The sequence below is a fragment of the Sphingobium sp. B11D3D genome, from assembly GCF_025961755.1.
GTDB lineage: Bacteria > Pseudomonadota > Alphaproteobacteria > Sphingomonadales > Sphingomonadaceae > Sphingobium.
This window is the reverse complement of record NZ_JAOQOG010000001.1, coordinates 2398935-2419963: the sequence shown is the minus strand read 5'-3', so window position 1 is coordinate 2419963 and position 21029 is coordinate 2398935. Positions and strand designations below refer to the sequence as shown.

Annotated in this window: 22 protein-coding genes and 1 tRNA gene; 17 read left to right on the top strand and 6 right to left on the bottom strand. The window is 64.5% G+C overall.

Annotated features, from left to right (window positions below; genetic code table 11):
* Positions 1-38: 38 nt before the first annotated feature.
* From tkt to M2334_RS11375, 3 genes are all read left to right on the top strand, one after another.
* Positions 39-2006 (top strand): transketolase, encoded by a 1968-nt coding sequence (gene tkt / locus M2334_RS11385; RefSeq protein WP_264605456.1) that lies wholly within the window; start codon positions 39-41, stop codon positions 2004-2006.
* A gap of 23 nt (positions 2007-2029) precedes the next feature.
* A complete protein-coding gene (gene gap / locus M2334_RS11380) occupies positions 2030-3040 on the top strand; it encodes a type I glyceraldehyde-3-phosphate dehydrogenase (protein WP_264594832.1) in 1011 nt (336 codons plus the stop codon).
* An 84-nt stretch (positions 3041-3124) separates the two neighbouring features.
* A complete protein-coding gene (locus tag M2334_RS11375) occupies positions 3125-4330 on the top strand; it encodes a phosphoglycerate kinase (RefSeq protein ID WP_264605455.1) in 1206 nt (401 codons plus the stop codon).
* Here M2334_RS11375 and M2334_RS11370 read toward each other — a convergent pair whose 3' ends face one another.
* Positions 4331-4855, bottom strand: coding sequence for a TlpA family protein disulfide reductase (locus M2334_RS11370; RefSeq protein ID WP_181559171.1), 525 nt, complete (start codon positions 4853-4855; stop codon positions 4331-4333).
* A gap of 149 nt (positions 4856-5004) precedes the next feature.
* Between M2334_RS11370 and M2334_RS11365 the strand changes: the two genes are divergently transcribed.
* From M2334_RS11365 to M2334_RS11350, 4 genes are all read left to right on the top strand, one after another.
* The gene (locus tag M2334_RS11365; protein ID WP_264594831.1) at positions 5005-5904 is read left to right on the top strand and encodes a fructose bisphosphate aldolase; all 900 of its coding nucleotides are present in this window, start codon (positions 5005-5007) and stop codon (positions 5902-5904) included.
* A gap of 113 nt (positions 5905-6017) precedes the next feature.
* The gene (locus M2334_RS11360) at positions 6018-6587 is read left to right on the top strand and encodes a glutathione peroxidase (RefSeq protein WP_264569849.1); all 570 of its coding nucleotides are present in this window, start codon (positions 6018-6020) and stop codon (positions 6585-6587) included.
* A gap of 30 nt (positions 6588-6617) precedes the next feature.
* Positions 6618-7262: a thiamine phosphate synthase gene (thiE, locus tag M2334_RS11355; RefSeq protein ID WP_264605454.1), complete on the top strand. Its 645-nt coding sequence runs from the start codon at positions 6618-6620 to the stop codon at positions 7260-7262.
* Positions 7259-7786: a TPM domain-containing protein gene (locus M2334_RS11350; RefSeq protein ID WP_264605453.1), complete on the top strand. Its 528-nt coding sequence runs from the start codon at positions 7259-7261 to the stop codon at positions 7784-7786. The genes thiE and M2334_RS11350 overlap by 4 nt, the downstream gene beginning before the upstream one ends.
* Positions 7787-7797: 11 nt before the next feature.
* Here M2334_RS11350 and epsI read toward each other — a convergent pair whose 3' ends face one another.
* Entirely contained in the window at positions 7798-8529 is a 732-nt protein-coding gene (gene epsI, locus M2334_RS11345) for an exosortase-associated protein EpsI, V-type (protein WP_264605452.1), read from the bottom strand.
* A 339-nt stretch (positions 8530-8868) separates the two neighbouring features.
* Between epsI and ffh the strand changes: the two genes are divergently transcribed.
* The 9 genes from ffh (at position 8869) to M2334_RS11300 (ending at position 16294) form a co-directional block, all read left to right on the top strand.
* Positions 8869-10344, top strand: a complete 1476-nt coding sequence (ffh, locus tag M2334_RS11340; RefSeq protein ID WP_264605451.1) for a signal recognition particle protein — start codon at positions 8869-8871, stop codon at positions 10342-10344.
* Between the two features lie 51 nt (positions 10345-10395).
* Positions 10396-10860 (top strand): 30S ribosomal protein S16, encoded by a 465-nt coding sequence (rpsP, locus tag M2334_RS11335; RefSeq protein ID WP_264574806.1) that lies wholly within the window; start codon positions 10396-10398, stop codon positions 10858-10860.
* Between the two features lie 2 nt (positions 10861-10862).
* Positions 10863-11357, top strand: coding sequence for a ribosome maturation factor RimM (rimM, locus tag M2334_RS11330; RefSeq protein ID WP_264594828.1), 495 nt, complete (start codon positions 10863-10865; stop codon positions 11355-11357).
* 199 nt (positions 11358-11556) lie between these two features.
* Positions 11557-12453 carry a class I SAM-dependent methyltransferase gene (locus M2334_RS11325; protein ID WP_264594827.1) on the top strand — a complete coding sequence of 299 codons (897 nt, stop codon included), beginning with the start codon at positions 11557-11559 and terminating at the stop codon, positions 12451-12453.
* A gap of 13 nt (positions 12454-12466) precedes the next feature.
* Complete coding sequence (gene trmD / locus M2334_RS11320) at positions 12467-13168, top strand: tRNA (guanosine(37)-N1)-methyltransferase TrmD (RefSeq protein WP_264605450.1); 702 nt, start codon at positions 12467-12469, stop codon at positions 13166-13168.
* Positions 13169-13210: 42 nt separating this feature from the next.
* A complete protein-coding gene (gene rplS / locus M2334_RS11315) occupies positions 13211-13579 on the top strand; it encodes a 50S ribosomal protein L19 (protein WP_181559181.1) in 369 nt (122 codons plus the stop codon).
* Positions 13580-13765: 186 nt separating this feature from the next.
* Complete coding sequence (locus M2334_RS11310) at positions 13766-14560, top strand: ATP-binding cassette domain-containing protein (protein ID WP_264586882.1); 795 nt, start codon at positions 13766-13768, stop codon at positions 14558-14560.
* Positions 14561-14563: 3 nt separating this feature from the next.
* Positions 14564-16126: an ABC transporter permease/substrate-binding protein gene (locus M2334_RS11305; protein ID WP_264594826.1), complete on the top strand. Its 1563-nt coding sequence runs from the start codon at positions 14564-14566 to the stop codon at positions 16124-16126.
* Between the two features lie 91 nt (positions 16127-16217).
* A tRNA-Arg gene (locus M2334_RS11300) sits at positions 16218-16294 on the top strand.
* 5 nt (positions 16295-16299) lie between these two features.
* Here M2334_RS11300 and M2334_RS11295 read toward each other — a convergent pair.
* The gene (locus M2334_RS11295; protein WP_264605449.1) at positions 16300-17013 is read right to left on the bottom strand and encodes a DNA alkylation repair protein; all 714 of its coding nucleotides are present in this window, start codon (positions 17011-17013) and stop codon (positions 16300-16302) included.
* Between the two features lie 208 nt (positions 17014-17221).
* Between M2334_RS11295 and M2334_RS11290 the strand changes: the two genes are divergently transcribed.
* Positions 17222-18220: an SdiA-regulated domain-containing protein gene (locus M2334_RS11290; RefSeq protein ID WP_264605448.1), complete on the top strand. Its 999-nt coding sequence runs from the start codon at positions 17222-17224 to the stop codon at positions 18218-18220.
* Between the two features lie 47 nt (positions 18221-18267).
* On the opposite strand, the gene M2334_RS11285 is transcribed toward M2334_RS11290, so the two are convergent.
* The 3 genes from M2334_RS11285 to M2334_RS11275 form a co-directional block, all read right to left on the bottom strand.
* The gene (locus M2334_RS11285) at positions 18268-18702 is read right to left on the bottom strand and encodes a pyridoxamine 5'-phosphate oxidase family protein (protein WP_264584691.1); all 435 of its coding nucleotides are present in this window, start codon (positions 18700-18702) and stop codon (positions 18268-18270) included.
* A gap of 93 nt (positions 18703-18795) precedes the next feature.
* On the bottom strand, positions 18796-20238 hold the full coding sequence (locus M2334_RS11280) for a family 43 glycosylhydrolase (RefSeq protein WP_264605447.1): 1443 nt from the start codon (positions 20236-20238) through the stop codon (positions 18796-18798).
* 65 nt (positions 20239-20303) lie between these two features.
* A complete protein-coding gene (locus tag M2334_RS11275) occupies positions 20304-21008 on the bottom strand; it encodes an acetylxylan esterase (protein ID WP_264605446.1) in 705 nt (234 codons plus the stop codon).
* Between the last annotated feature and the right edge of the window lie 21 nt (positions 21009-21029).

Genomic DNA, 21029 nt, shown 5'->3' with positions numbered 1-21029 from the left:
CGCCTGCGGGCCAGATAAAGAAGAAGGGGCGCTCGCCCATGTCAGTCACCGAAAAGCGGCTCGCCGACGCCATTCGCGTCCTTTCCATGGACGGCGTGCAGGCCGCCAATAGCGGCCACCCAGGCATGCCGATGGGCATGGCCGATGTCGCGACGGTGCTCTTCAAGGATTATCTGAAGTTCGATCCGGCAGCGCCGGGCTGGCACGACCGCGACCGCTTCGTGCTCTCGGCTGGCCATGGCTCCATGCTGATCTATGCGCTGCTGCACCTGTCCGGCTATACCAGACCGACGATGGCGGACATTCGCAACTTCCGTCAGACGGGCAGCCCTTGCGCCGGCCACCCCGAGAATTTCGAGCTGGCGGGCGTTGAAGCCACCACCGGTCCGCTGGGTCAGGGCCTGGCCATGGCCGTCGGCATGGCAATGGCCGAGCGGCATCTCAATGCGACCTTCGGCGATCCGCTGGTCGATCACCGCACCTGGGTGATCGCGGGCGACGGCTGCCTGATGGAAGGCATCAATCACGAAGCAATTGGTCTTGCCGGTCATTTGGGCCTCGGGCGCCTGAATGTGCTGTGGGACGATAACAAGATCACCATCGACGGCGCTGTCAGCCTCTCCTCTAGCGAGGATGTGCTGGCGCGCTATGCCGCGACAGGCTGGCACGTGACGGCCTGCGACGGCCATGATTTCGGCGATATCCGCCGGGCGATGGATGAGGCCATGGCCGATCCGCGGCCCTCACTCATCGCCTGTCGTACCCGCATCGGCCAGGGCGCGCCCAACAAGGCCGGCTCGCACAAGGTGCACGGATCGCCCCTGGGTGAGGATGAAATCACGGCGACCCGCGAGGCGCTGGGCTGGGATCTGCCGCCGTTCGAGCTGCCCGATGATGTGAAGGCCGCCTGGGCAGAAACCGGCACGCGCGGCAAGAAGGCTCATGCCGATTGGCAGGGCCGCCTTGCAAGCTATTCTGACAAGGATGAATTCGAGCGGCGCATGGCGGGCAAGCTGCCGGCCGGCTTCTCCATCCAGTCCTATCTCGATGGCCTGATCGCCGAGCCCAAGAAGGTCGCGACGCGCAAGGCCAGCGAGATGGCTCTCGATGCCATCAACGTGCAGCTGCCCGAGATGTTCGGCGGCTCGGCGGACCTGACCGGATCCAACCTGACCCAGTCCAAGGATCAGAAGGTCGCGTTCAGCCGCGACGATTACAGCGGTCGCTATGTCTATTACGGCATCCGCGAGTTCGGCATGTCGGCCGCGATGAACGGCATCGCGCTCCATGGCGGCATGATTCCCTATGGCGGCACCTTCCTCGTCTTCTCCGATTATGCGCGCAATGCCATCCGCATGTCCGCTTTGCAGCGGCTGCGCGTGGTCTATGTCATGACGCATGACAGCATTGGCCTGGGCGAAGATGGCCCCACCCACCAGCCTATTGAGCATGTGATGTCGCTGCGGATGATCCCCAATCTGGAGGTCTTCCGTCCCGCCGACACCATCGAGACAGCCGAGTGCTGGGCGCTTGCGTTGCAGCAGGAGTCCACGCCGTCCTTGCTCGCGCTCAGCCGCCAGAACCTGCCGCAATTGCGCACCGACGCTTCGGAAAATCTCTGTGCCAAGGGGGCCTACACCCTCGTGACCAGCGGGACCGCGCCCAAGGTGGTGCTGATCGCCACGGGATCGGAAGTGGAGATCGCCGTGAACGCAGCCAAGCTGCTGGAAGCGCAGGGGGTCGCCACCAATGTCGTCTCCATGCCCAGCATGTCGCGCTTCCTGGCGCAGGAAGAGGGCTACCGGGCTTCGGTGCTGCCGCAGGGCGCGCTGCGTGTCTCGATCGAGGCCGGCACCACCTTCGGCTGGGCGACGATTACGGGAACCGATGGCATCAATATCGGTATCGACAGCTTCGGCCTCTCGGCGCCGGCGCAGGAAATTTACGATCATTTCGGGCTGAACGCCCAGAGTGTCGCGGCACGGGTTTCCGCCGCGCTGGTTTGACTTTGAGCTAAGGAGTGCAGGACATGGCGATCAAGGTAGCAATCAACGGGTTCGGACGGATCGGGCGCCTCGTCGCGCGCGCGCTGCTGGAGCGCACCGATCATGATTTCGAGCTGGTCGCGATCAACGACCTCGGCGATGCCAAGTCGAACGCGCTGCTGTTCAAGCGGGACAGCGTGCATGGCAATTGGAAGGGCGAGGTCTCGGTCGACGGCGACAGCCTCGTCGTGGACGGCAAGCGCATCAAGGTGACGGCGGAGCGTGACCCCGCCAATCTGCCGCACGACGAGCTCGGCGTGGTGATCGCGCTCGAATGCACTGGCATCTTCGCGGACAAGGCCAAGGCCAGCGCGCATCTGACCGCGGGCGCCAAGCGCGTCGTCATTTCCGCACCGGCCACGGGCGTCGACAAGACCATCGTGTTCGGCGTGAACCATGATGCGCTGACCGCTGACGACATCGTCATCTCGAACGCGAGCTGCACCACCAACTGCCTCGCGCCGCTCGCCAAGGTGCTGAACGATGCGGTCGGCATCGAGAGCGGCTTCATGACGACGATCCACAGCTACACCAACGACCAGAACACGCTGGATCAGATCCACAAGGACATGCGTCGCGCCCGTGCCGCTGCGCTCTCCATGATCCCGACCACGACGGGCGCTGCCCGTGCGGTGGGCGAGGTTCTGCCTGAGCTTAAGGGCAAGCTGGACGGCTCGTCGGTGCGCGTGCCGACGCCGAACGTCTCGGTCGTCGACCTCAAGTTCATCGCCAAGCGCGACACGACCAAGGAAGAGGTCAACAATCTCCTCAAGGCCGCATCCGAGAACGGCCCGCTCAAGGGCGTGCTCGGCTATTCGGACGAGCCGCTGGTCTCCATCGACTATAATGGCGATCCGCGCAGCTCCACCGTTGACAGCCTCGAGACGGCGGTCATCGACGGCAAGCTCGTGCGCGTGCTGAGCTGGTACGATAATGAGTGGGGCTTCTCGAACCGCATGATCGACACCAGCAAGGTTGTTGCTGGCCTGATCTGAGGATTGCGGAACACCGCTGACATTTCTTCGGGCCGGGCATGTTCACACACGCTCGGCCCGATTCACGCATGGGAGAGTGACGACGTGGCCAAACCCTTCAAGACGCTGGACGACATGGGCGATATCGCCGGCAAGGCCGTGCTGGTCCGTGAGGATCTGAACGTGCCGATGTCGGAAGGGTCGGTGAGCGACGACACGCGCCTGCGGGCCGCCGTGCCGACACTGCTGGAACTGGCGGACCGGGGCGCGAAAGTGCTGATCCTCGCGCATTTCGGTCGCCCCAAAGGCCAGAAGTCGCCCGATCTCTCGCTCAGCCTCGTCACGCGCGGGCTGAGCCAGGTGCTGGGCCGCGACGTGCAGTTCATTCCTGACTGCCAGGGCGAAGCGGCGGCTGCCGGCATCGCGGTGATGCGGGGCGGCGATATCGCCATATTGGAAAACACCCGTTTCCATGCGGGCGAGGAAAAGAACGATCCGGCGCTCGCCGATGCGATGGCCGCGCTTGGCGACATGTATGTCAACGACGCCTTTTCCGCCGCCCATCGCGCGCACTGCTCGACCGAGGGCCTTGCGCATCGCCTGCCATCCTTTGCCGGCCGCTCGATGGAGAAGGAACTGGACGCGCTTGAGGCTGCGCTGGGTCAGCCGGAAAAGCCGGTTGCGGCGGTCGTGGGCGGCGCCAAGGTTTCGACCAAGCTTGCCGTGCTCGAGAACCTCGTCGCCAAGGTCGATCATCTGATCATCGGCGGTGGCATGGCCAACACCTTCCTCGCGGCGCGCGGCGTCGACGTGAAGAAGTCGCTGTGCGAGCATGATCTGGTCGCTACGGCCAATGAGATTTTCGAGAAGGCCGAAGCAGCGGGCTGCACCCTGCACCTGCCCTATGACGTCGCCGTCGCGACCGAATTCGCTGCCAATCCCGCCAGCTACCGCGTGTGCAACGTGAACGAGCTGGCCGATGGCGAAATGATCCTCGACGTGGGACCGGCGGCTGTCGAGGCGCTGGCGGACGTTCTCAAGACCTGCAAGACCCTGGTGTGGAACGGCCCGCTCGGCGCGTTCGAGCTGACGCCCTTCGACACGGCCACCGTTGCGCTGGCCCGCACCGCCGCGGCGCTGACGGCGGAAAGTTCGCTGGTGTCAGTTGCCGGCGGCGGCGATACGGTCGCCGCCCTCAATCATGCCGGCGTGGCTGCGGATTTCTCGTTCGTCTCGACCGCAGGCGGCGCCTTCCTGGAGTGGATGGAAGGCAAGGAACTGCCGGGCGTCGCGGCGCTTACGCGCGGTTGATCAACGCGAGCGAGCGGGAGCCGTTGGCGCCCGCTCGTTCATCAGCGGAATGATTACGCGGTTGAGTTGATCGAGGTCGAAGGCGCCGGTGGCGGCATAACGAACGCGTCCGTCGCGCCCGATCACGAAGTTTGTGGGGAGCGCGCCCAGATGGCGATAGGGGCCTTTCACCCGTCGAACCATCGGGATGGTCATCCCGGCCAGCATTTTCTTGAGCTTGGGGAGCGGCACGGAATCTTCTGTCGCCACGGCAAAAACGCGCAGCCCCTTGTCCTTCAGGATGTCGTGAAAGGCGTCCAACGTCGGCAGTTCCTTGATGCATGGTCCGCACCATGTCGCCCAGAAATTGAGGACGACGACTTGCCCTTTGAGATCGGCCAGCGAAACCGAGCTTCCATCAGCCAGCATCAGCGTGAACGCTGGCGCTAGGTCGCCCACCTTGATCTTTTGAGCGTGGGCTGGCCGGGCCACGCTCATGCCGATGATCGCAATCAGTGCGGCAACGGCCGCGAATTTTGAGCGCATCGATCGTCCCCCCTTCCAACCATCTTTCGTTCCGGGCAGTGCGCCCGTCAAGATGGTTGACCGGCTTGCAATATGCGGCGCAGGCGCGGCATAGGCGTGCCACACAGCACCGCCGATTTTGGCACCACTTCGAAAAACAGGACAGGATGATGCAGGACTCCGACATGACCGAGAAGATTGCCAAGGGGCAGGGCTTCATTGCCGCGCTCGACCAGAGCGGCGGTTCCACGCCCAAGGCGCTGAAGGGCTATGGCATCGAAGAAAACGCCTATTCGGGCGATGAAGAGATGTTCGGCCTGATCCACCAGATGCGTAGCCGCATCATCACCTCGCCCGCCTTCACCGGCGAGAAGGTGCTGGGCGCCATCCTGTTCGAGAAGACCATGGACGGCACCGTGGACGGCAAGCCGACGCCGGCCGCGCTTATCGAACGCGGCGTCGTGCCGTTCATCAAGATCGACAAGGGCCTGGAAAACGAGGCCAATGGCGTGCAGATGATGAAGCCGATGCCGGAACTGGACGCGCTGCTCAAGCGTGCCAAGAGCCTCGGCGTGTTCGGCACCAAGGAGCGCTCGGTCGTCAATCTCGCCAACCGCGAGGGGATTGCCGCCATCGTCAAGCAGCAGTTCGAGATTGGCCAGCAGGTGCTGGCGGCGGGTCTGATGCCGATCATCGAGCCGGAAGTGAACATCAAGAGCGCCGAGCGCGCGCAGGCCGATCAGATCCTGCTGGAGGAAATCCTCAAGGCGCTCGATGCGCTCCCCGAGGGTCAGCAGGTTATGCTCAAGCTGTCGATTCCCGAGAAGGCCGGCCTGTTCGGTCCGCTGGTCGATCATCCCAAGGTGCTGCGCGTCGTGGCGCTCTCGGGCGGCTACAAGCGTCCCGAGGCGTGCGCCGAACTGGCGAAGAATCGCGGCATGATTGCCAGCTTCAGCCGCGCTCTGCTGGAAGATCTGCGTCATCAGATGAGCGATGAGGAATTCAACGCCTCGCTCGCCAGCGCGATCGACGAGATCTACGAAGCCTCGACGGACAAGGTCGCGGCCTGACGCGACACGACGGGGCGGCGCCCAATTGCGCCGCCTGCGGTCTCCACCCGATGACAGATGAAGGGCGGCTCCCTATCTTGGGCGAGCTGCCCTTTTTCATCTGGAGGATGACCATGACCGCGACGACGACTGCATTGGACGAAATTCCGCTCAAGACCATCAAGGGCGATGATGCGTCGCTGGGCGATTACGCCGGCAAGGTGATGCTGATCGTCAACGTGGCGTCCAAATGCGGCCTCACCCCGCAATATGAGGGGCTGGAAGCGCTCTATCGCAAATATAAGGACGATGGGCTGGTCGTGCTGGGCTTTCCCGCCAACGATTTTGCGGGGCAGGAGCCGGGCTCCAATGAGGAGATCGAGAGCTTCTGCACAACCAATTTCGGTGTGGACTTCCCTATGTTCGAGAAGGTGGTCGTCACCGGGCCGGACAAGCATCCGCTCTTCGCCGCGCTGACGCAGGCACAGCCGGAAGCGCGAAACGATGGCGCATTTCGTGAGCGGCTCAGCAGCGGCAATCGCACGCCGAATGATCCGCCGGAACTGCTCTGGAATTTCGAGAAATTCCTCGTCGGGCGTGATGGCACGGTGCTCGCGCGCTTCTCGCCGGATACCAAGCCGGACGATGGCGACCTCGTCGCTGCGATCGAGGCAGCCTTGTCGGGTTCCGCTGCGGCTGGTTGACCGCGCGGCCACCGGGCTTATGGGGGCGGAATGACCGAGACCACACAGGCGCTCAGCCTTCCGCCCTGCCAGCTCTACCTGATCTCCCCGCCGGTGATCGGAGAGGATTTCGCCGCTCGCCTTGCCGGGGCGCTCGACGGTGGCAGTGTCGCCGCGTTTCAGCTTCGCCTCAAGGGCGTGAGCGAGGAAGAAGTCGCGCGGCTGGCCGAACCGCTCCAGCGCCTGTGCGCGGAGCGGGATGTCGCCTTCATCGTCAATGACAGCATCGCGCTGGCCCAGCGCCTCGGCGCCGATGGCGTTCATCTGGGGCAGGGGGACGGGGATCCTCGCGAGGCCCGGCGCGTGCTCGGCCCCTCGGCCCAGATTGGCGTGACCTGTCATGACAGTCGTCATATGGCGATGGAAGCCGGGGAAGCTGGGGCTGATTATGTCGCCTTCGGCGCCTTCTATCCCACTACCACCAAGGAGGTCAGCCACCATGCGGAACCGGACCTGCTGGGCTGGTGGTCGTCCATCTTTGAAATTCCCTGCGTCGCCATCGGCGGCATCACTGCCGACAATGCAGCGCCGCTGGTCGAGGCTGGCGCCGATTTTCTCGCGGTGAGTGGCGCGGTGTGGAACCACCCTGATGGGCCGCGCGCCGGTGTTGCCGCCTTCGCGAAAGTGCTTGGGTGATCCTGACACGCCGGCTTTCCGCCCTTGGCATCGCGGCCCTGTGCGTGGCGGCGGGGCTGATGGCGGAGTCGGCTGCGGCCGGTGAACCGACCGAGACCGCCCGGGTCGTTCTTCCATCCAGCCTGCCGATTGCGCGCGATGGCTGGGTGACCGACGCTGCGGCGCTGTTCACGCCCGATCAGCGTCACCAGATCGAGCGCCGTCTGGTCGCGCTGCAGGCCGCGACGGGGCGGGAAGCCATCGTCGTCACGGTGCCGTCCCTCGATGGGCAAGACATTGCCCGCTATGCGAGCGAGGTTGGGGATCGCTGGGCCGTGGGTGCGCCGGGGGCGGAGGGGATCGTGATCCTGCTCGCGCCGAGAGAACAGCTGGTCCGCATCGCGGTCGGGCAGGGCCTTGCCGCCGCCATTCCGGACGATGACTGCCAGGCGATCATAGACATTCTAATGCTGCCACAGTTTCGCAACGGGCTTTTCGCGGCCGGGCTGGTCGCCGGGATCGCCGAGCTGGAAGGCCGGCTCTAGCGACGTCGGGATCAGGCGTCGCCGACGACCATGTCCCGGGTCGGTTCGCCCGAATGCTTGAGCATGTCTGCGATGAAGCTCTGCATGTTGTGCAGGGACTCATCGTAATTCTTGTCGATCACCGACATGCGGACAAGCAACCCGTCGGCAAGATAGCCGGCGATATTGGCCTTGGTCATCGCGATGCGCTGCATCAGCCAGCTTTGCGGGAAGTCGGAACCGATGCGCGTCCAGTACAGGATGTTCTCGTTGCGCGAGCCGAGCACTGCTGTCACCGACCGAGCCGGAATGACTGTCTGATGGCCGGCGACATCGACCGGAAGACTGATGGGTTCGCTATGCTCGATCGCGAAGCCCCCAGCATAATAGCAGATTTCGGGGCGGTGGAGCTGGACGTTGTTCAACTGCTTGCTGTTGTAAGCCGCCAGGAACATCACGCCCACGCCCTTGGAATTGACGTAGGTACGCGTGAGAATGTGTTGATAGAGCTTGTTGGCAAGGTCGCTCTCGGGCGGCAACACGAGCTCGCTGACCGGGAGCGTCTTCCAATCGCCGAACGCCTTGGGGAACAGGGCCTCGAACTGCTTGTCGGACAGATCACGATAGCGCTGTTGCGGCTCGCGCGCGACGGCAAGGCCGCTGACGGCCAGCATGGCGCCGCCCATGAGGAGATGGCGACGGCTAAGTGTGCCCGGGGTAGGCTCGCTCTCTACCGCAACTGAATTCACGTCGTCCGCTGCCACTGCACCCTCATTCCTTGGCTCTGTCGCGCAGAATAGCAGCTAAGAGCGGATTTCCAAACTGCAAGCGCGATAGCGGCAAATTCCTGCCAAAGCCTTTCTGACTCGGCCTCTCCGTGCGTCCAGCACAGGCCCGGATGCCTGCCTTCTTGTCTTAACCGGCGGATTTCGTTAAGGAGCCGCTGTTCCGGCGCGGTTGTCCAACTGCCCGGGCGCCCTGACAGTCCTGGATTTTCACTGTCCAAGGATAGACGCTGGTCGGCGAGGTTTCGCCCACCGGCGCTTTGTGCGTTGCGGCGTTTTGGTTGGTTTTTCAGCGGCTTCGGCCGCAATGAGGTGGTGATGTTCGATAGTCTGAGCGATCGGCTCGGTGGGGTGTTCGAGAAGCTTCGGGGGCGCGGCGCGCTGACCGAGGCGGACGTGCGCGCCGCCATGCGCGAGGTCCGAATCGCCCTGCTGGAAGCCGACGTCGCCTTGCCGGTCGTGCGCGCGTTCGTCGATAAGGCGACCGAGCGGGCGGTGGGATCGGACGTTCTGCGTTCGGTTACGCCGGGACAGATGGTCGTCAAGATCGTCTCCGACACGCTGACCGAAACATTGGGCGCCGAGACCAGCGAGTTGCTGATCGACGTGACGCCGCCGGCCGTGATCATGATGGTCGGCCTGCAGGGCTCGGGCAAGACGACGAGCACGGCCAAGCTCGCCAAGCGCCTCAAGGAAAAAGAGCGCAAAAAGGTGCTCATGGCGTCGCTTGACGTCAATCGCCCAGCGGCGCAGGAGCAGCTGGCCGTCCTCGGCACGCAGACCGATGTCGCGACGTTGCCCATCGTGCCCGGTCAGCAGCCGGTGGATATTGCCCGTCGCGCGCTCCAGTCGGCGAAGCTGCAGGGCTTCGACGTTCTGATGCTGGACACGGCCGGGCGCCTGCATGTCGATCAGGCGTTGATGGACGAGATGAAGGCGGTCGCGGATGTCGCGACGCCGGCTGAAATCCTGCTGGTCGTCGACAGCCTGACCGGCCAGGACGCGGTCAACGTCGCCAAGAGCTTCACCGAGCAGGTGCCGCTGACCGGCGTCGTCCTCACCCGCATGGATGGCGATGCGCGCGGCGGTGCGGCGCTCTCGATGCGTGCCGTCACCGGCCAGCCGATCAAGTTCGCGGGCACCGGCGAAAAGCTCGATGCCATCGAGCCCTTCCATCCCGCGCGGGTCGCGCAGCGCATCCTTGGTATGGGCGATGTCGTCAGCTTGGTCGAGCGCGCGGCGGAGACGATCCAGCAGGAAGATGCCGACAAGCTGGCCAAGCGCATGGCCGCCGGCAAGTTCGATCTCAACGATCTGCGCGCGCAGCTCAGCCAGATGCAGCGCATGGGCGGCCTCGGCATGCTCGCGGGCATGATCCCCGGCCTCAAAAAGGCGCAGGCGCAGATGACCAATGCCGGCGTCAACGACAAGACACTCGTTCACCTCGATGCGCTCATCGGCTCGATGACGCTCAAGGAACGGGAGAAGCCGGAATTGCTCAACGCCAAGCGCAAGATCCGCGTGGCCAAGGGCGCCGGTCTTCAGGTGCAGGACGTCAACCGTCTCCTCAAGATGCACAAGGAGATGGAAACCGCGATGAAGAAGATCAAGAAAATGGGCGGTCTCAAGGGACTGGCCAAGATGTTTGCGGGCGGCGGTAGCGGCGGCGGGCTCGGCGGTGGCGGCGGTGCGCCGGGAGCGGGGCAGGGCGATCTCAGCGCCCTCAAGGGACTTCCGGGGATGCCGGACATGCCCAAGCTTCCGCCGGGTTTTCAGAATTTTCTCAAGAAGTAACGTAACGAATTTCAGGTTCAGAGTTCAGAAGAAAGGTAAGGTAAGTTACAGATGGCAACCAGCATTCGCCTGTCGCGCGGTGGCTCCAAGAAGCGCCCCTATTACAAGATCGTGGTGACGGACAGCCGCTCGCCGCGCGATGGCCGCTTCATCGAGCGCATCGGCAGCTACAACCCGCTGCTCGCCAAGGATGACGAGAAGCGCGTCGTGCTCGACACCGAGCGCGCCAAGCACTGGGTGAGCGTGGGCGCCCAGCCGACCGACCGTGTCGCCCGCTTCCTCGATGCCGCAGGCGTCAAGGAGCGCGCTGCGCGCAACAACCCCAACAAGGCAGAGCCGGGCCAGAAGGCCAAGGACCGCGCCGAGGACAAGGCCACCAAGCTGGCCGAGGCCGAGGAAGCCCGCAAGGCTGCGGAAGAAGCCGCCAATGCTCCGGCTGAAGAGCCGGCTGCTGAAGCACCCGCCGAGGAAGCACCCGCTGCCGAGGCTGCCGCTGAAGAGCAGGCCGAAGGCTGATCTTGCCCGTGGATCGTCCCGTCACGCTCGCGGCTGTCATCGGCGCGCATGGCGTGACGGGAGAAGTGCGTCTCAAGCTCTTCGGCGATGGGCCGGAGAGCTTGAAGCGCTACCAGAGCTTCGAGGCGGGCGGTCGCACCCTCACGCTCAAGACGGTGCGCGATGGCCCGAATGGCGCCGTCGCGCGCTTTGCGGAAATTGCCGACCGCAATGCCGCCGAAGCCTTGCGCGGCGTGGAACTCACCGTTCCGCGCTCAGCGCTGCCCCCGCTCGAACCCGGCGAATATTATCATGTCGATTTGATCGGCCTGCCATGCGTTGCCGAATCGGCTGAAGCGGTGGGGACGGTCGTGGCTGTCGAGAATTTCGGGGCCGGTGACGTCATCGAAATCGAGAAGCCCGGCGGAAAACGGTTCATGGTCCCCATGCAGCCGGAAGCGGTGCTCGACTGGAACGAGGAAAGACTTGTCCTGAGCAGTCTTTTCCTTGCAGACTGACAGGGCATTCCGCTTCGGCGAATGAGGACGGGCCTCTTGCTTGCCCACATGGATCGGTCTCGATCGATCACCTCCAAGAGCGCAGGGCCGCATGAACGCGATTGTTTTGGACAATGAGGGTATTGGCTGCCTGCCCGCGCCGGATTGTCCGTTGTGCGGCGAATCGGGCACTCAGCACTATCGCGATCTGCGCGATCCGATGTTCGGCGCGCCGGGACGCTGGGGGCTGAGGATCTGTCGCAACCCGCACTGCGGCTCTGGGTGGATCGACCCCATGCCCACGCGGCAGAGCCTGGCGACGCTCTATCAATCCTACCATACCCATGACCAGGCACCGGTAATCGTGGCGCCGGAGGGGGCCGCCTCGCATGCGCCGGCTTTGCGCTATCGGCTTCTGGGCCTGCTGCCCTGGTGGAAGCATCATTACCAGTCGGGCCTCAATTACTTCGGGCACCGCAAGCCCGGCGTCATGCTGGATGTCGGCTGCGGGTCCGGCGGGTTCCTGCGGTCGATTGTCGAGGCGGGCTGGAGCGCCGTCGGGATCGACTTCGATGAACAGGCGGTAGCCGTGGCGTCGCAGGTGCGCGGCGCACAGGTCTTCGCGACCGATATTTTTGATCCGCGATTTGATGGGAAGAGGTTCGACGGCATCCTGCTCGACAATGTCATCGAGCATGTCCCCGAGCCCGGTCGCACGATTGCGCGGTGCGGTGAACTGCTCGCACCAGGCGGGCGGCTAGTGATGATCACGCCGAACGTCGATGCGCTGGGGCACCGCCATTTTGGGGAACATTGGCGGGGGCTGGAAACGCCCCGGCATCTGCATCTGTTCACCAGGCGCGCCCTGAGAAAGCTGGCGGTCAGCAATGGCCTGCGGTCCGCCAAGGTTTTTGCCAAGCCCAGCTCGCGGCAGTTCAATTTCATGGTGGGCGCTTCGGAAGAGATCATGCGGACGCGCGGGCTGCGCACGAGGCGCTGGCCGGTCGCGAAGCGTCTCCTGCGGGTCAAGTCTCTCCTCTCGGCGCTTCTGGGCGGCGGGGAGGCCGAATTTTTGGTGTGCATCGCCGATCGTCCCGCACGTCCGCAATCCCGCTGATCGCCTTTAAATCATGACCTTCACTGCACAGATTCTCACCTTGTATCCGGAGATGTTTCCCGGGCCGCTCGGCATTTCGCTTGCCGGTCGGGCATTGGGGGAGGGGGCGTGGTCCTGCGCACCCATCCAGATCCGCGACTTCGCGACGGACAAGCACAAGAGCGTGGACGATACGCCGGCAGGCGGCGGGGCAGGCATGGTGCTGCGCGCCGATGTGCTGGCCCGGGCGGTCGATCATGCGCTGGATGCGCGCGCTGACCTGCCGGTGCTGGCAATGACGCCGCGCGGCACGCCGATCACGCAGGCGCGGGTTCGCACGCTGGCCGAGGGGCCGGGCGCCACGATTCTATGCGGGCGCTTCGAGGGCTTTGACGAGCGGCTGTTCGAAGGGCGGCCGATCGAACAGGTGTCGATGGGCGACATCATCCTCTCGGGCGGAGAAATCGGCGCTTTCATGCTGCTGGATGCTTGCATTCGCCTGCTTCCCGGCGTAATGGGCGCGGCTTCTAGCGGTGTCGAGGAGTCGTTTGAGAACGGCCTCCTTGAATATCCGCAGTATACCCGACCCCAGGAGTGGGAAGGGCGTATGATCCCTGAAGTGTTGCGATCGGGGGATCATGCGAAGATCGCCGCCTGGCGGAAACAACGGGCGGAGGATGACACACGGTTACGCAGGCCGGACCTCTGGGAGCGTTACAGGAACGCTCGGGACTGACCTGCCTCTGGCGCGCGACGCAGACGAAGGAAGACAGGACAGATGAACCTGCTGCAGACCATTGAGGCGGAAAACATTGCCGCCATCTCCAAGGATATTCCGGATTTCCGTCCGGGCGACACGCTGCGCGTGGGCGTGAAGGTCGTCGAAGGCGACCGCACCCGCGTCCAGAACTTCGAGGGCGTGTGCATCGCGCGTTCGAACAAGGGCATGGGCTCCAACTTCACCGTGCGCAAGATCAGCTTCGGTGAGGGCGTTGAGCGCGTGTTCCCGCTCTACTCGCCGAACGTGGACAGCGTCACGGTCGTCCGCAAGGGCGTCGTGCGTCGTGCCAAGCTCTATTATCTGCGTGGCCGCACCGGCAAGCGTGCGCGTATCGCCGAGCGTCGCGACACTCGCGAAGAGGCATAAGCCTTATGGGTGCGGTGACGCGCCCAAAGCCATCAGGCGATGGCGAGCGATCATCCCGCGGGATGATGTGAGCGGAGGCCCAAGGGCCTCCGTTTTCGTTTGTGGGATGCTGGCATCGCGCCGCATTTGCGGCGGGCCGGGGAAAGTTCGCTTTCTATTGTCGCCTGGCGCCGCCATCATGCCCCGATGAGCCAAGCCGATGCGATCGCGCTGGAGAGCGTTGCCAAGAGTTTCGATGGCGGTCGGACCTTCGCCACCCATGATGTCGATCTGCACATTACAGCGGGCAGCTTCGTGGCGCTCGTGGGCGCCTCCGGCTCGGGCAAGACGACGCTGCTCAAGTGCATCAACCGGCTGATCGAGCCGGACCGCGGTATCGTCCGCATCCACGGCGAGCCGGTGAATGACCGGCCCGCTTATGAAGTGCGGCGGGAGATCGGCTATGTGTTTCAAGGCATCGGCCTGTTTCCGCATCTGAGCGTCGCCGAGAATATCGGCCTGACGCCGCGCCTGCTCGGCTGGCCGGCGCAGGATATCGCCCGCCGCGTAGGCGAGCTGCTGGCGCTGGTCGAACTGCCCGAGGATTATGGCGCGCGCATGCCGGATGCGCTCTCGGGCGGTCAGCGGCAGCGGGTCGGGATCGCGCGAGCGCTGGCGGCAAGGCCCGGCATCTTGCTGATGGACGAGCCGTTCGGGGCGCTCGACCCGATCACCCGCGACACGCTCGGCCGCGCCTGCCGCCGCCTGCACGAGACGCTGGGCCTCACCACCGTGCTGGTGACCCATGACGTCTTCGAGGCCGTGCTGCTCGCCGACCGGATCGTCATGCTGGAGGGCGGCCGGATCATTGCCGACGATACCCCGCACCGGCTGCTGACCGATCCGCCCAATGAGGCCGTGCGCGCGCTGATGGCGATGCCGATGCGGCAGGCCGAACAGGTCCGGCGCCTGATCGCGACCGGGCCGGAGGGGACCGACTGAGCGATGGACAGCTCCCTCTCCAGCGCGCTGCGCGTCCTGCCGGAATATCTGGGCTTTCATGTGCTGCTGAGTGCGGCCGCGCTAGGGCTTGGCATTCTGCTCAGCCTCCCGCTCGCCATCGCCGCAAGCCGGAGCGCGCGACTGCGCTGGCCGGTCCTTTCCTTCGTCAGCCTCGTGCAGACCATTCCGGGGCTGGCGCTGATGGCGCTGTTCTACCCCCTATTGCTAGCGCTCTCGCTGCTCTCTCTGCGACTGACCGGGCAGGGCTTCTCGGCGCTCGGCTTCCTGCCTGCGCTGCTGGCGTTGACGCTCTATTCCATGCTGCCGATCGTGCGGAACATCGTCACCGGCATCACCACGCTCGATCCGGCGCTGGTCGAGGCGGCGCATGGCGTGGGCATGACCGACCGGCAGCGCCTGTGGCAGGTCGAGATGCCGCTGGTCGCCCCGGTCGTCATGGCCGGGGTGCGGACCGCCGCCGTCTGGGTGATCGGCACCGCCACGTTGGCGACGCCGGTCGGGCAGACGAGCCTCGGCAATTATATCTTCTCCGGCCTCCAGACCGAGAATTGGGTGTGGGTGCTGTTCGGCTGCGGCGTCTCTGCGGCGCTGGCGCTGGCCGTGGATCAACTCCTCGGTCTGATCGAGACGGGGATCGCCCGGCGCACGCGCAGGCGCATCTGGGCCGGCGGGCTGATCCTCTGCCTCGGCATCGCCACGGCGGCGGCCAGTGTGTTCGCTCCCGCCGGGAAAGGCGGCTATGTGATCGGCGCCAAGAACTTCACCGAGCAATACATCCTCGCCGATCTTATCGGCCAGCGGCTGGCGGATGAGGGCGGCACGGCCACCGTGCGCAGCGGGCTGGGATCGGCCGTGGTCTTCCGGGCGCTCGCGCAGGGCGATGTGGACGTCTATGTCGATTATTCCGGCACGGTCTGGGCCAATGTGATGGGCCGTACCGATCAGCCCGGGCGCGCCGCGATGCTGGCCCAGATGGCGGAATGGCTGAAGCGCGAACATGGCGTGACGCTGGTCGGTCCGCTTGGCTTTGAGAATGCCTATGCGCTGGCGATGCGGGCCGACAAGGCGCAGCAACTCGGCATCCGCTCGATTGCCGACCTCGCGCCCTACGCCCCGCGCTTTGTCATGGGCGGCGATTTCGAGTTCTTCACGCGGCCGGACTGGACGTCGCTGACCGAGGGCTACGGCCTGCGCTTCGCACGGACGCGTGAGTATCAATCCACCTTCCTATATCGCGCGGTGAAGGATGGGGATGTCGATGTGATCTCCGCCTTTTCAAGCGACGGGCGCATCGCAGCGGACAATCTGCTGGTGCTCGCAGACCCGCTGGAGCGCATCCCGCCCTATGACGCGATCGTGATGGTGGCGCCTGGCCGCGAGACGGATGCGCGGCTGATGGCGGCGCTCAAACCGCTGATCGGCGCCATTCCGGTCGAGCGGATGCGCGCGGCCAATCTGATGGTCGACCGCCCGGATCGCCCGGTTGCCCCCGCCGTCGCTGCCCGGTGGCTGATGGAGAAAGAGGCAGCGCCGAGCGACCAATAATCGCGCCCCAATCATCGCCCGCCAATAATCGGAGGGCGGCCTACCTTTGCTCTTGGCCGGCTGCATCAAAACTGATAGCGGACCTTTCCACGCACCCGTAGCTCAGCTGGATAGAGCGTTGCCCTCCGAAGGCAAAGGCCACTGGTTCGAATCCAGTCGGGTGCACCAAAATCTCACAATTTTGATCGCTGCTTGTGATGCAGCCTTCCGATCACCTTCTCACTTGAGAGTTCGCGGCGTGCGTCGCTGCCGATCCAGCGTGCGGTCTTGTCGTCCGATGCGGCGAGCTGCTCCGCGAGCGCCAGGGCGGGCTGGTGGCAGGCGAGGTTGCGTTTGCCGATGTTGCGCAGCGCCCAGTTCACCGCCTTGCGCACATAGTTTCGCGCATCCTGTGCGTGGTGCGCGATCAGGGACAGCGCTTCCATGAAGGTTGCATCCGGTTCGGCCTTGCGATGGACCGCCATGCCGGCGATCATGGCAAAGGCAGCGCGGCGGACGAATTCGCGCTCGTCGGCCGCGAACACGGGAATGAGCGCGTCAAGCCCGGCCTCCACGAACAGGTCGGCGGCAATGTCCACGATCTCCCAGGACTCGAAATCGTCCGCCCATGCGCGGGCTTGCCCCGCCGTCAGCCGCGCCGGCTCGGCGGTATAGATCGCCAGCACCCGCACATCGCGAATGCCAGTCTGCCACAAGGCCATCGCGCGTTCATGGTTAGGGCCGATCTGTTTGGCGATGCCCCGCAAAACCGGGTTGCTCAGCCCCAACGCATTATCGGTACGAATGCCGACCCGCTCCATGCCGGCAAGCACTGGCCCGGAGGCCATGCTTTGCATGGGGGTCACGATCTCCGGCACCGTTGATGCTTGGGTGAGGCGGTCGGGCATGAGTTGAGATCCTGCATTGGGAACGTTGCGAGGTTGCATCTAGGCTGCTTGCTGCATTCGCTCTTTGATGTGGCGCAGGCGCATGTCCCGATCTGGTGCGGTCCTCTCCGCAGCCGGCATCATGGTTATTCAAATGTAATCATGCTGTCATTCGCGCCTCCGATAGGCGGGCGACCTCCATGGGGGAGGGCATGATTCGGAGGTTGCCATGAAGATGATGTTCCTGCGTGCGGGCATTGCGATGTTCGCCTTTTCTGCTGCGTCTTCCCACGCGGCTGGCCTGCTCGACAACTATGTCGTCGGCTTCAGCAAAGCGATCGACACCAAGGAAGCCAGCGCCGTTGCCTATAATTGGGACACGCGCACGCTGATGGTCACCAATGACGAGGAAGAGGATGACGGTACGAACATCTGGGGCGAATATGATGTGAATGGCAACAAGACCGCCACCATCATCCTCTCCGGCTGCCTCTCGCTCGGCTCTTCCCAATGCGACGCCGAGGGTCTTACTTATGTGGGCAATGGCCAATATGTCGTCGCCGAGGAGCGCTATCAGGATATCGCGCTGCTCAGCCAGACTGGCGTGGACGGCACGACCCGCACCTACACCGCCTATCCGGATGCGCCGACGATCAGCGTCGGCTCCGATGCGGGCAATAGCGGCCTGGAGGGCATTGCCTACAACAAGGTGACTGGGGACTTTTTCGGCGTGAAGGAACGCAGCCCCGAGACGATCTGGAAGATCTCCGGCGCCAATTTCGGCACTGAGACGGCGACGGTCACCGAGCTGTTCGATATTGCGGCGCTGCCGGGCCTCGATCGGCTGTCTGACATCGCGGTGCTTTCCAATGGCATCTTCTCCGCGACGCCGTTCGGCGACAATCTGCTGATCCTCAGCGGCCGCTCGTTCAACCTGCTCGAGGTGACGCAGGCCGGCCAGATCGTGAGCAGCTATGATCTCTCCGGCTTCAAGTCGCTGGTCGACCCGGCCAACCAAGGCGGCAAGTTCGAGGGCCTGACCCTCGACGATGCCGGTAACATCTACCTCGTGAGCGACGATGGCGACGGGCCGAACCAGTCCTATCTGGTCAAGCTCAGCTATGCCGGATCGGTGCCGGAGCCGGCGACCTGGGCGATGATGCTGGGCGGCTTCGCGCTGATCGGCAGCACCATGCGGCGGCGCAAGGTGGCTCTCGCTTTCAGTTAAACGCAGCGACAACGGGCGTCGCGGGCAGACCGCGGCGCCCACTCAGATCAGAGGGGGACTTCCCCCTCGTCGCTGCCGTTCCAATAATGGATGCGACGGGCGCGGACATGGATCATGACGAGATCCGGCGTGTCGATGCCCTGCTCGAACCAGCGTTCGAGATCCTTGTTCCAATGTTCGGCAAAGCGCGCCTTGTCGCGGATCAGCTCCGCGCGACCCTCGACGGCGATGAACAGCGGGGGTCCGCCCAGCAGCCCGACCGCGCCGGTGAAGGTGAGGCCGACCTCGGGATCGCGCTCGATATCGGCGATGGTGCGCGCCGCCTCATAGGTGAAGAAGAAGCTGTCGCCGCGCCAGGCGACTTCGCCATTGTTGCTCATCGGCCGGCTGGCCAGCGCGCCGCCCTCCGTGCGCGTGGAGAGCATCCCGAAATCGATCTTGCCCATCTTCTCGGACAGGTCATCGAGCGTCATGTCAGCCATTGGGGCCTCCTGAAGAAGCCGGACGAGAGCGTCCGGTCTCCTCCAACGGATCATGATGGCTTAAGGTTGCGTCGGGTCGCCTGACGCCGATCTTCAGGGCTTCTTGAACGTCCAGCGGCCGGCCGGACTCTCGGGATCGAACTTGACCAGCGCCGGCGTAGTACCGCCGATGGCAACGAGCGCACGTGCTTCGCCCGTGCCGGGCGTCGCCTTCGGCATGATCCGGTAAGTGCCGTCGGTGAGCTGGTCGATCCGCCAGAGCTGCTCGGGCGCGCCGGTGAAGGCCGGCACCGCTTCCACCTCACCTGTGGCCGTCGCCGCCAGCGCCCGTTGCGTGCCTGCGATGACGATCTTGTAATAAGGCGCGCCCATCACGCCGCCGGCGCCCGGCACGGGGGCGACCGTCCAAAGCTGCTGGGGGCGGACCATATAGTCGCCCATATCTACGGGCACGGCTCCGTCCGGCCAGCCGGGTTCGACCTGCCCCAAGGTCTGGTCGGGTACGTTGACAGGCGGTGTGCCGGGCGGGGCGAAGAAGCTGCGGCGGGCGTCAAAATCGATCCGCACGAAGTCGGCGGCAAGTTGGAGGGCATAGCCGCTACGCTCGGCCTCGATCTCATAGGTGCCCTCGGCGATATTGTCGCCCGCGACCGGCCAGCCATCTTTCCATAGCAAGGGGCGGATGCCGAGCACGCTGCGGCCCCGGTTCATGTCGATCTCATAGTGCATCGAGAACTTCTCGACCCCTTCGCCCAGGTCGATCTGCCCGAAGTGGCCGGGGCCGATGTCCCGCCCGCGCGCGTTGACGACCATCTTGCCGCCGCCCTTGAGCAGGGGAATGCCCATATGATCCACATAAGGCCCAAGCGGATCGCGCGAGCGGCCGACGCGGATGTGGTAGGTGGAATTGGGGCCGTCACAGCAGGTGCCGTGCGTGCCGAGCAGATAATACCAGCCATCGCGATGAAGCAGGGCAGTCGCTTCCATGTCGATGGCGATATCCACCGCCTTGTTGCCGGCCTTGCGCGCGCCGGTGGCCGGGTCCAGCTCGATCATCTGGATCGCGCCGAAATAGGTGCCGTAACTCAGCCATAGGCGGCCATCGACATAGAGGAAGGCCGGATCGATGGCGTCGAGATTCTCCTTGCCATCGCTGGAGGCGACCGTGCCCACCTCATGATAGCCAAAGTCCGGCGAGGCGGGATCGAGGGATTTGGTCCACATGATCTTCACGTCGCTGGCATGGCCGCCGGACATGCCGCCGCCGCCAACGGCGTAGGAGACATAATAGCGATCGCCGATCTTGATGACATCCGGCGCCACGCCGCCGCCCGGCCGATTGCCGCCGCTGTGCCACGTCCAGCCATCTTCGGACACGAGGCCGCCCTGACCGGTGCCGAAGGTGTAATATTTGCCGTCCGAATAGGTGATGGTGGACGGATCGTGGATATAGGGCTCGCCTGCAAGCTGCGCGCTGGCGGGGCTCTGGAACAGGAGGGCAAGGGCGAGGCCGGTGGCTGCGATGGTGCGGTTCATACGATCACCTCGTCGGGCGAAGGGGAGGAGGAGGAAGGGCAGCGGGGCTGGAGCGCTTGGCTCGTTCAAAGCGTGGTCACGGCGAGATCGGTGATGCCTCGCCCGGCTTCATCGATGAAGCGGACGCAGTAATCGCTCAGGCCCGGCCCGTTGATGATCGCGCCGCGAATGGTGTTGCGCCCCTTTTTCAGGGTGATGCGGCGCGAGACCACATCGTCCATCACCATGCGGCGATCGTTGAACAGAACGACCGTCTCGACTCCATTGACCCACCACATGGAGGCCGAGTTTGAGCCGACGGCCATGCGCACCTCCATGTCGCGCGGGCTGTCCACGACGGTCGCGACATGGAAGATCACGCCATATTTGGTCTTGCCCAGCGACTGGGCGAAATTGAACAGCTTCACGTCGAACGCGCTTGAATCGAGTGCATGCCAGGCGAGCGTCTGCCCTCCCACGGTCACAGTCTCACCCGCGCGTGGCAGGCCGTTGGTCTGGGTGGGGAAGGGATAGGCGGTCAGCGTCTTGCGTACATAGCTGCCGGTAAACACCGTGTTGGTGCGGTTGGGCTTGGTGATCGGCTCCAGGATGAGCCAGCGGCGGATGAACCCGTCCGCATCCGGCCTGGCCGGGGCGCGTCCGGCAGGCGTGAAATAGGGCGCGAGCGTGCCGGCGCTCTCCGCCGCACTTGCGACACCCTGCATGGTGCCCAGCAGGACCAGCGGGGCGAGGCAGCAACGCACATGGGATATGGCCTTGGACGCGATCATGGTCATTCCTTCAAGGGCGGG

Excerpts from the sequence above, each read along its gene's own strand:
- M2334_RS11360 (WP_264569849.1), top strand. The coding sequence starts at position 6,018 with ATGACCGCGACGACGACTGCATTGGACGAAATTCCGCTCAAGACCATC.
- M2334_RS11305 (WP_264594826.1), top strand. The coding sequence starts at position 14,564 with ATGGACAGCTCCCTCTCCAGCGCGCTGCGCGTCCTGCCGGAATATCTG.
- M2334_RS11285 (WP_264584691.1), bottom strand. The coding sequence starts at position 18,702 with ATGGCTGACATGACGCTCGATGACCTGTCCGAGAAGATGGGCAAGATC.
- M2334_RS11295 (WP_264605449.1), bottom strand. The coding sequence starts at position 17,013 with ATGCCCGACCGCCTCACCCAAGCATCAACGGTGCCGGAGATCGTGACC.
- M2334_RS11365 (WP_264594831.1), top strand. The coding sequence starts at position 5,005 with ATGCAGGACTCCGACATGACCGAGAAGATTGCCAAGGGGCAGGGCTTC.
- gap (WP_264594832.1), top strand. The coding sequence starts at position 2,030 with ATGGCGATCAAGGTAGCAATCAACGGGTTCGGACGGATCGGGCGCCTC.
- rplS (WP_181559181.1), top strand. The coding sequence starts at position 13,211 with ATGAACCTGCTGCAGACCATTGAGGCGGAAAACATTGCCGCCATCTCC.
- rpsP (WP_264574806.1), top strand. The coding sequence starts at position 10,396 with ATGGCAACCAGCATTCGCCTGTCGCGCGGTGGCTCCAAGAAGCGCCCC.
- M2334_RS11370 (WP_181559171.1), bottom strand. The coding sequence starts at position 4,855 with ATGCGCTCAAAATTCGCGGCCGTTGCCGCACTGATTGCGATCATCGGC.
- trmD (WP_264605450.1), top strand. The coding sequence starts at position 12,467 with ATGACCTTCACTGCACAGATTCTCACCTTGTATCCGGAGATGTTTCCC.
- M2334_RS11275 (WP_264605446.1), bottom strand. The coding sequence starts at position 21,008 with ATGATCGCGTCCAAGGCCATATCCCATGTGCGTTGCTGCCTCGCCCCG.
- tkt (WP_264605456.1), top strand. The coding sequence starts at position 39 with ATGTCAGTCACCGAAAAGCGGCTCGCCGACGCCATTCGCGTCCTTTCC.
- M2334_RS11290 (WP_264605448.1), top strand. The coding sequence starts at position 17,222 with ATGAAGATGATGTTCCTGCGTGCGGGCATTGCGATGTTCGCCTTTTCT.
- M2334_RS11280 (WP_264605447.1), bottom strand. The coding sequence starts at position 20,238 with ATGAACCGCACCATCGCAGCCACCGGCCTCGCCCTTGCCCTCCTGTTC.
- ffh (WP_264605451.1), top strand. The coding sequence starts at position 8,869 with ATGTTCGATAGTCTGAGCGATCGGCTCGGTGGGGTGTTCGAGAAGCTT.
- M2334_RS11325 (WP_264594827.1), top strand. The coding sequence starts at position 11,557 with ATGTTCGGCGCGCCGGGACGCTGGGGGCTGAGGATCTGTCGCAACCCG.
- thiE (WP_264605454.1), top strand. The coding sequence starts at position 6,618 with ATGACCGAGACCACACAGGCGCTCAGCCTTCCGCCCTGCCAGCTCTAC.
- M2334_RS11310 (WP_264586882.1), top strand. The coding sequence starts at position 13,766 with ATGAGCCAAGCCGATGCGATCGCGCTGGAGAGCGTTGCCAAGAGTTTC.